At 70.7% G+C, this 7,386-nt stretch carries 11 protein-coding genes and 2 tRNA genes; 3 read left to right on the top strand and 10 right to left on the bottom strand.

Translation table 11 applies throughout. The features are described 5' to 3' along the window. Positions 1 to 263: 263 nt before the first annotated feature. From H293_RS0148490 to H293_RS61255, 8 genes are all read right to left on the bottom strand, one after another. On the bottom strand, positions 264 to 1,721 hold the full coding sequence (locus H293_RS0148490; protein WP_028808877.1) for an MFS transporter: 1,458 nt from the start codon (positions 1,719 to 1,721) through the stop codon (positions 264 to 266). Between the two features lie 96 nt (positions 1,722 to 1,817). Continuing rightward, positions 1,818 to 2,387 (bottom strand): TetR/AcrR family transcriptional regulator, encoded by a 570-nt coding sequence (locus tag H293_RS0148485; protein WP_020124960.1) that lies wholly within the window; start codon positions 2,385 to 2,387, stop codon positions 1,818 to 1,820. A gap of 135 nt (positions 2,388 to 2,522) precedes the next feature. Beyond that, on the bottom strand, positions 2,523 to 2,951 hold the full coding sequence (locus tag H293_RS0148480) for a MaoC family dehydratase (protein ID WP_028808876.1): 429 nt from the start codon (positions 2,949 to 2,951) through the stop codon (positions 2,523 to 2,525). Between the two features lie 8 nt (positions 2,952 to 2,959). Then, a complete protein-coding gene (locus tag H293_RS0148475; RefSeq protein WP_020124958.1) occupies positions 2,960 to 3,412 on the bottom strand; it encodes a MaoC family dehydratase N-terminal domain-containing protein in 453 nt (150 codons plus the stop codon). Between the two features lie 102 nt (positions 3,413 to 3,514). After that, entirely contained in the window at positions 3,515 to 3,679 is a 165-nt protein-coding gene (gene rpmG / locus H293_RS0148470; protein WP_003948671.1) for a 50S ribosomal protein L33, read from the bottom strand. Between the two features lie 88 nt (positions 3,680 to 3,767). Continuing rightward, positions 3,768 to 3,840 (bottom strand) — tRNA-Met (locus H293_RS0148465). 46 nt (positions 3,841 to 3,886) lie between these two features. Continuing rightward, positions 3,887 to 3,959 (bottom strand) — tRNA-Thr (locus tag H293_RS0148460). A gap of 179 nt (positions 3,960 to 4,138) precedes the next feature. Beyond that, complete coding sequence (locus H293_RS61255; RefSeq protein ID WP_259294751.1) at positions 4,139 to 4,441, bottom strand: hypothetical protein; 303 nt, start codon at positions 4,439 to 4,441, stop codon at positions 4,139 to 4,141. On the opposite strand from H293_RS61255, the gene H293_RS0148455 reads away from it, so the two are divergent. The 3 genes from H293_RS0148455 (at position 4,344) to H293_RS0148445 (ending at position 6,677) form a co-directional block, all read left to right on the top strand. Further along, on the top strand, positions 4,344 to 5,564 hold the full coding sequence (locus tag H293_RS0148455) for an amidohydrolase family protein (protein ID WP_051138292.1): 1,221 nt from the start codon (positions 4,344 to 4,346) through the stop codon (positions 5,562 to 5,564). The genes H293_RS61255 and H293_RS0148455 overlap by 98 nt on opposite strands. A 129-nt stretch (positions 5,565 to 5,693) precedes the next feature. Beyond that, positions 5,694 to 6,350 carry an NAD(P)H-binding protein gene (locus H293_RS0148450; RefSeq protein WP_020124955.1) on the top strand — a complete coding sequence of 219 codons (657 nt, stop codon included), beginning with the start codon at positions 5,694 to 5,696 and terminating at the stop codon, positions 6,348 to 6,350. 51 nt (positions 6,351 to 6,401) lie between these two features. Next, positions 6,402 to 6,677 carry a nuclear transport factor 2-like protein gene (locus H293_RS0148445; protein WP_020124954.1) on the top strand — a complete coding sequence of 92 codons (276 nt, stop codon included), beginning with the start codon at positions 6,402 to 6,404 and terminating at the stop codon, positions 6,675 to 6,677. A gap of 57 nt (positions 6,678 to 6,734) precedes the next feature. Here H293_RS0148445 and H293_RS56910 read toward each other — a convergent pair whose 3' ends face one another. Together H293_RS56910 and H293_RS0148440 are read right to left on the bottom strand one after the other, a co-directional pair. Next, complete coding sequence (locus H293_RS56910; RefSeq protein ID WP_078612962.1) at positions 6,735 to 6,947, bottom strand: hypothetical protein; 213 nt, start codon at positions 6,945 to 6,947, stop codon at positions 6,735 to 6,737. A 110-nt stretch (positions 6,948 to 7,057) separates the two neighbouring features. Further along, a partial coding sequence (locus H293_RS0148440; protein WP_020123520.1) for a transposase occupies positions 7,058 to 7,386 on the bottom strand: 329 nt, incomplete at its 5' end.

Below are 7,386 nucleotides of genomic sequence, written 5' to 3'. Positions count from 1 at the left end.
ATCCGTCCTCGGTCCGGCGGCTCGGTCCCTTGAGTAGGGCTCGGTGACGGACGCCGGCCGCTGCGGGCGGACACCCCCCACCCCGTCCCCTTGCCGCCGTACGCGGCCAACGGCCCGTCGTGGCGCCGGTGACTGCACCCACCCAGGGGCGTGGGGAACTGCGCGATCAGCCCCCCACGCGCCCGTGGCCGCCCCACAACCCCGTGCGGCACCCCGCACGGCAGAAACGGTCCGCCCTCTCGGACGGACCGTTCCAACAAGGTTCAGGCACCCACCGTCTCCAGCGCTCGCGCCTCGTCGGACGCCTCCGTCGCCACGACCCGCTTCCGCGAGGGAATCAGCAGAGCCGCAACCCCGGCGAGCGCCACCACGGCCGCTCCGGTGACCAGGGCCGGACGCAGTCCGTCCACGAAGGACTGGCCGCTGTCGTATCCGCCCTGCGAGGAGAAGATCGACGCCATGACGGCGATTCCCAGCGCCCCGCCCACCTCGCGCAGCGCGTTGTTGGCCCCGGACGCGATGCCCTGCTCCTTCGGCAGCACGCTCGACATGACCAGGTTGGACGCGGGAGCGAAGAACAGTGCCATGCCTATGCCGCTGAGGATGAGACCGGGGAGCTGCGCGGAGTAGGACGCGTCGACGGTGACCACGGACGCCATGTACGCGAGACCCGCCGCCTGGAAGAAGAGACCCGTGGCCACCACCGGCCGGCCCCCGATGCGGTCGGAGAGGATCCCGGCGATCGGCGCGACGAGCATCGGCATGCCGGTCCAGGGCAGCATCCGCAGGCCCGCCTCGGTGGGCGAGTAGCCGAGGACGCCCTGCATGTACTGGCTGAGCAGGAAGATCGAGCCGAACATCCCGAGGAACATCAGCAGGCTCGCCGCGTTGATGCCGGAGAAGGCCCGGGAGCGGAACAGCCGCATGGGCAGCATCGGGTTCTTGGCCCGCGTGCTGTAGAGGACGAAGGCGGCGAGCAGCGCGGCTCCGGCGAACAGGGCCAGCAGGACCACGGAGTCGGTCCAGCCGTCGGACGGGCCACGGACCAGGCCGTACACGATGCCGAAGAGACCGCCGCTGGCGAGCAGCGTGCCGGGGATGTCGAGGCGCGCGCCGGTGCCGTGGGACTCGGCCAGGCGCAGGCGGGCGAGGGGCAGCAGGGCGACGCCAAGCGGGACGTTCAGCCAGAAGATCCACTGCCAGGAGATGTGTTCGGTGAGGCTGCCGCCGATGAGGGGTCCGGAGGCCACCGCGAGTCCGTTGACGGCGCCCCAGATGCCGTAGGCCATCCCGCGCCTGGCGGCGGGCACGGCCGCCGTGAGGAGGGTGAGCGTGAGGGGCATCATGATCGCCGCGCCCACGCCCTGGACCGCGCGGGCGGCGATGAGGGAGTCGATGCCGGGGGCCAGGGCCGCGGCCGCCGAGGCGCCGGTGAAGATCGTGAGGCCCGTGAGGAAGAGACGTCGGCGGCCGAATCGGTCGCCCAGTGCGGCGCCGGTCATCAGCAGGACCGCGAAGGTGAGCGTGTAGGCGCTGACGGTCCATTCGAGGTCGTGCAGCGCTCCGCCGAGGTCGTCGCGGATGGAGGGCAGGGCGGTGGTGACGACGAGGTTGTCGAGGGCCGCCATGAATCCGGCGACGCTGGTGATGACGAGGGCCCAGGCGGCTCCCCCGCGACGTGCGGTCGGTGCTGCTTGCGGTTGGTGCGCTTGCTGTGACATCGCTCCCCCAGCGGGTTGGTGACCGGTGATTAGTTATTGATTACTAAGTTTCTCGATCATGGAAAGGCGCCGCCGATGACGCCGGTTCCTGAATGTCTAGTGCTCCAGCCGGCCCTTGAGGCGCGCCGACGGATACAACCCCTCCCAGACCCTGTGCTCGGGCGGGAAGCCCATCGCCACCAGGCAGTTGATGAGCATGCCGTGCGCCAGGAAGGTCGTCGTCTCGCCGGCATCGGCGCCGAGCGGCAGGTGGACGGTGTCCCACAGCCGCATCCAGCCCGCTCGCACCGCCTCGCCGAACTCGTGGTCGCCCTCCTGCTGGGCGGCCCCCACCGCGACGTACATCTGCATCTGCATCAGCAGCCACTCGGGCCGCTCCGTGATGACCCGGGCGTACGCGTCCGCCATGGCATGCAGGGCGTCTTCGCCCTCCAAGCCCTTCGACGCCTCCTCGAAGGTGCGGATGGTGTCCTCCAGGCAGCGCTCGGCCACCGCCAGGAAGATCGCCTTCTTGCCCGGGAAGAGCCGGAAGAGATACGGCTGCGAGACCCCGACACGCCTGGCGATGACCTCGGTCGACGTGCCGTGATAGCCGCCGCGGGCGAACTCGATCGTCGCCGCACGGATGACGCTCTCGCGCCTCTCTTCTGCACTCATCCTGGCCATGCGACTAAGTTAGTACTCAATCACTAACTTTGCAAGCGCGGAACCCCATGACGTCGGTAAGGGGCGCCCCACCATGGCGGGCGCCCCTTACCTGGAACAGTCGGCCCAGCCTTCAGGCCGGTCTTCATGCCCGCCTCAGGCCAGTCGTACGACCGCCCGCGACATCCCCAGCACCTTCTGCCCGGCACTGGTCACCGTGAGGTCCACGCGGACCGTGTTGTCGTCGAGCTTGGCGGCGACCTTGGCGCTGACCTCGATCGTGGCGCCCTGGTCGTCGTTCGGGACGACGACGGGCTTGGTGAAGCGGACGCCGTACTCGACGACCGCTCCCGGGTCGCCGGTCCAGTCGGTGACCACACGGATCGCCTCGGCCATGGTGAACATGCCGTGCGCGATGACGTCCGGGAGCCCGACCTCCTTGGCGAACTTCTCGTTCCAGTGGATGGGATTGAAGTCACCGGAGGCACCCGCGTACTGGACGAGGCCGGCGCGGGTCACCGGGAAGGTCCGGGCCGGCAGCTCGGTGCCGACCTCGACGTCGGAGTAGGAGATCTTCGCCGTCATCTGCTGCTTCACGCCTCCTCTGCCGCGCGGGCGACGAGCTTCGTCCAGGCGGTCACGACGTGCTCGCCGGCCTCGTCGTGGACCTCGCCGCGGATGTCCAGGATGTCGTTGCCGGCCATGGACTTGATGGCCTCGATGGTGGAGGTGACGGTCAGCCGGTCACCGGCGCGCACGGGTCGGACGTAGGCGAACTTCTGATCGCCATGCACCACGCGGCTGTAGTCCAGGCCGAGCTGCGGGTCCTGCACGACCTGTCCCGCCGCCCTGAACGTGATCGAGAACACGAAAGTCGGCGGGGCGATCACGTCAGGGTGACCGAGCGCCTTGGCGGCCTCCGGGTCCGTGTACGCGGGGTTGGAGTCCCCCACCGCCTCGGCGAACTCGCGGATCTTCTCCCGGCCCACCTCGTAGGGGTCGGTGGGCGGGTAGGTCCGCCCCACGAAGGACTGGTCGAGCGCCATGGGCTCGATACCTCCTGGTTGCTCTACTGACCGGTACGGGGTTGCTCAACGACGCGAGGCCGCCCCCGATCTCTCGGGGACGGCCTCGTGTACGAGCCTGATTTATCGCGTTTCGCGGTGCGCGGTGTGCGCGTTGCAACGCGGGCAGTGCTTCTTCATCTCCAGTCGGTCCGGGTTGTTACGCCGGTTCTTCTTGGTGATGTAGTTCCGCTCCTTGCACTCCACGCAGGCCAGCGTGATCTTCGGGCGGACGTCGGTGGCAGCCACAGGAGTGCTCCTTGACGAACGGATGGGACGATTAACGCATAGAAGAGTAGCCGATCGAAGGACCGACCCCACAATCGGCTACTGTCTGTAGCGGTGACCGGACTTGAACCGGTGACACAGCGATTATGAGCCGCTTGCTCTACCGACTGAGCTACACCGCTGAGATGCGATCCATTCCCGTCTCGCGACGAGAACCTCACACACCAGAGCCCCAATACGGAATCGAACCGTAGACCTTCTCCTTACCATGGAGACGCTCTGCCGACTGAGCTATTGGGGCGAGCGATGAAGACATTACACGCTCCGCCGCCGTTCGCCCAAATCCGTTTCGCGCCGCCCTGAGCGCCTTGATCCACGGGGTTCCCGCAGGCCTCGACAGCCCCTCCGGTACGGCGGACCACACCGGTACGACTATTGCGCTCCTCCCCGTCGCGGGCGCACCGCCACCCTAGGCTCGACTCACTCTGCGTGATCTTGCGTCCTCTTGCGCGGTTCCGGTGGTTCCGGGCTTGCGCAGCCCCCGAGCCCCTGGAGCGCGATGCCCGACAGCCAGCCGCAGCCGCCCCACTCCTCGTCCTCGTCCTCGTCCTCGTGCTCGTCCTCGTCCTCGTCAGGTGCGGCGTCGTCGGGTGCCGCGTCGTCGGGTGCGGCGTCATCGGGTGCGGTGTCGTCGGGCCGGTCCGAGGGCGCCGGCCTCCTGTTGTGCGGGGCACGGCTCACCGACGGCAGGACCGTGGACGTACGGCTGGGCGGCGGGCGCATCGAGGCGGTCGGTACGGCCGGGAGTCTGGCCGGGGGCGGCACGCGCGCGTGCGGCGCGCGTGTGGATCTCAGCGGCTATCTGCTCCTGCCGGCCCCGGCCGAGCCGCACGCCCACGGCGACACCGCGCTGTCGGCCGACGCCGAGGGGCCGGTCTCCCCCGATCCCCAGGACGTGCAGCGCCGGGCCACGGAGGCCGCTCTGCTGCAGCTCGGGCACGGGGCGACCGCGCTCCGGGCACACGTACGCGTGGGCGACGTCCAGGGGCTGGGCGCACTGGCCGCCGTACTCCAGGCGCGGCGGTCGCTGCGCGGGCTCGCCGAGTTGACGGCCGTGGCGATGCCCCGGGTGCTGACCGGGGTGGCCGGGGCGGAAGGGCTCGCGATGTTGCGGGACGCGCTGAAGATGGGTGCCTCGGTGGTGGGCGGCTGTCCGGATCTCGACCCCGATCCGACCGGTTACGCGGAGGCGGTCCTGGAGGTCGCCTCGGAGCACGGCTGCCCCGTGGACCTGCACACCGACGCCACCGACCCAGCCCGGCTCGCCCGCCTCGGCGCCATGGCCGGGGGGCTGCGGCCCGGCGTGACCCTCGGCCCCTGCGCGGGTCTCGACCGGCTCCCCGCGGACGTGGTCTCCCGCACCGCCGACCAGCTCGCGGCGGCCGGAGTCGCCGTGGTGTGCCTCCCGCAAGGCGGCTGCGCGGGCGTGGACGGGAGGGGCACGGCCCCGGTGCGGCTGCTGCGCGCGGCCGGGGTCCGGGTGGCCGCCGGCAGCGGCGCGCTGCGGGACGCCTGCAACCCGGTGGGCCGCGGGGACCCCCTGGAGGCCGCGTACCTGCTCGCCTCCCGGTACGGCCTGCGGCCGGAAGACGCCTACGACGCGGTGAGCACCTCGGCACGAGCCGTACTCGGGTTGCCCGAAGTCCGCGTGGAGGCCGGCTTCCCGGCCGAACTGCTCGCGGTACGCGGCGACCGTTTGGCCGGCGCGCTCTCCCTGGCGTACAGCCGGATCGTGGTGCACAGGGGGCGCGTGGTGGCACGGACGAGCGCGGTACGGGAGTACTGCAACTCGGCGGCGGCCGCGGAGTTGGGGCTGCCTCGGCAGGGGCGGGGGGACGTGCCGTAGGCGGAAGGGCGTCGTAGGGGGTCCGGGCACGGATGCGGCGGGACTTGTGTCCCGTGTGCGCCCCCGGCCCCACCCCTCCCCACTCCCCTGACGCGGCGTTCGCCGACGTTCCGGCGTACGGTCGAAGGCATGCGCATTGTCATCGCTGGTGGTCATGGTCAGATCGCGCTGCGGCTGGAGCGGCTGCTCGCCGCGCGCGGGGACGAGGTCGCGGGGATCATCCGCCGCCCGGAACAGAGCGACGATCTGCGGGACGCCGGTGCCGAACCGGTCGTCCTGGACCTGGAGTCGGCGTCGGCCGAGGAGGTCGTGGCTGCTCTGCGGGGCGCGGACGCGGCCGTCTTCGCGGCGGGCGCGGGCCCGGGCAGCGGCGCATCCCGCAAGAACTCCGTGGACAAGGCCGCCGCGGTGCTGTTCGCGGACGCGGCGGTCCGGGCGGGCGTGCGGCGCTTCGTGATCGTGTCCTCCATGGGCGCGGATCCGCGGCACGAGGGCGACGAGATCTTCGACGTATACCTGCGCGCCAAGGGCGAGGCCGACGCCTATGTGAGTGGCCTGGACGCCTTGGACTGGACGATTCTGCGCCCCGGCGCACTCACGGACGACCCCGGCAAGGGCCTCGTCCGCCTGGAGGCGCACACCGGCCGTGGCCCGATCCCGCGCGACGACGTGGCCGCCGTACTGGCGGAGTTGCTGGACACGCCCGCTACGGCCGGGCTGACGCTGGAACTGATCAGCGGTTCCACGCCGGTGTCGGTGGCGGTGAAGTCGGTGGCGGGCAACTGAGGATGGCCCCCGAGGGGGGGACCGGCCGCGCGGGAGGCCCTGCTGCGGCGGATGTACGAGGTCTTCGCCACGGACGAGCGGGACGCCTTCGTACCGCACTGCCTGTCTCCGGACGTGGACTTGCCGAACATGCTGGACGGCGGCCGGCTGCACGGCCCTGAGGCGGTACGGGCGTACTGGGCACGGCAGTTCGCGGCGAGGCATCCCCTCGTACGGCTGGAGGGGCTGCGGCCGGGCGGGTCCGCCGAGGCGGTGAAGCACGTTTACGGGTTCGGGTTCGGGGAGGACGGACTGGTCACGCGGATGGACGTGCGGGCGGGGGCGTAGGCGCACGGCACGGCAGGGCACGTCAGTGGAGGGGCGGTCGGCCGGGTACGACGGGCGTCAGAACAGGGGCAGCTGGCCGGGTACGACGGGGACTGCGTACCCGTCCAACGACGGCTGTGCGGCTCCGATTTCCGCCTGCCGGCGGGAGCCCGGGCATGAGACGAGCTGGCCCCTCTCACGCGCTCCGGGCGGGTCGTGCCGGGCGAAGCGGCCGGCGACGACGGCGATCTCGCGACGGCACTCGGGGCAGAGCCTGCGACGACTGGACATGCAGTCAGTGTGCCCCGGGCGAGCGGGGTATGTGCGTCTGGAGTGTGCGGTTGGGTCGATCGGGGTTGGGGGCCGGGGTGGGGAGACCGGGCGGGGAGACTAGTGCCGCATCAAGCAACGTTTGCCCTGTTCACGATCTCGCGTAGGCGTTCGTCGGCCGCGTGCTGGTTCCGCCAGATGATGTATCGGCGGATCATGCTGCCCTGCTCCTTGTGGCTGGCGTGGTCGGTGCCGTCGAGTGCGAAGTAGCGCAGGGCGGTGAACTGGGCTTCGATGCGGTTCAGCCAGGAACTGTTGGTCGGCGTGTAGGCGAACTCGACGTTGCTGGCTGCGGCCCAGTCGCCGACCCGGGTGTCCTTCTTCGTGGTCAGGTGCGGGGAGAAGTTATCGAGCACGATCGCGATACGGATCTCGGGCGGGTAGAGACTGCGCAGGTAGC

The sequence above is a fragment of the Streptomyces canus 299MFChir4.1 genome (assembly GCF_000383615.1).
In the GTDB taxonomy this organism is placed as follows: domain Bacteria; phylum Actinomycetota; class Actinomycetes; order Streptomycetales; family Streptomycetaceae; genus Streptomyces; species Streptomyces canus_C.
Note: the sequence above shows the minus strand (reverse complement) of the source record. Positions and strands in the feature narration are given on the sequence as shown.

Bases quoted from the DNA above. Each gene is read 5' to 3' on its own strand.
- H293_RS0148480 (WP_028808876.1), bottom strand. From the start codon at position 2,951: ATGACGGCGAAGATCTCCTACTCCGACGTCGAGGTCGGCACCGAGCTG.
- H293_RS56910 (WP_078612962.1), bottom strand. From the start codon at position 6,947: ATGTCCAGTCGTCGCAGGCTCTGCCCCGAGTGCCGTCGCGAGATCGCC.
- H293_RS0148485 (WP_020124960.1), bottom strand. From the start codon at position 2,387: ATGGCCAGGATGAGTGCAGAAGAGAGGCGCGAGAGCGTCATCCGTGCG.
- H293_RS0148490 (WP_028808877.1), bottom strand. From the start codon at position 1,721: ATGTCACAGCAAGCGCACCAACCGCAAGCAGCACCGACCGCACGTCGC.
- H293_RS0148475 (WP_020124958.1), bottom strand. From the start codon at position 3,412: ATGGCGCTCGACCAGTCCTTCGTGGGGCGGACCTACCCGCCCACCGAC.
- H293_RS61255 (WP_259294751.1), bottom strand. From the start codon at position 4,441: ATGCGCCCGCCGCCCAGCCGTACGTCCACGGTCCTGCCGTCGGTGAGC.
- H293_RS0148450 (WP_020124955.1), top strand. From the start codon at position 5,694: ATGCGCATTGTCATCGCTGGTGGTCATGGTCAGATCGCGCTGCGGCTG.
- H293_RS0148445 (WP_020124954.1), top strand. From the start codon at position 6,402: ATGTACGAGGTCTTCGCCACGGACGAGCGGGACGCCTTCGTACCGCAC.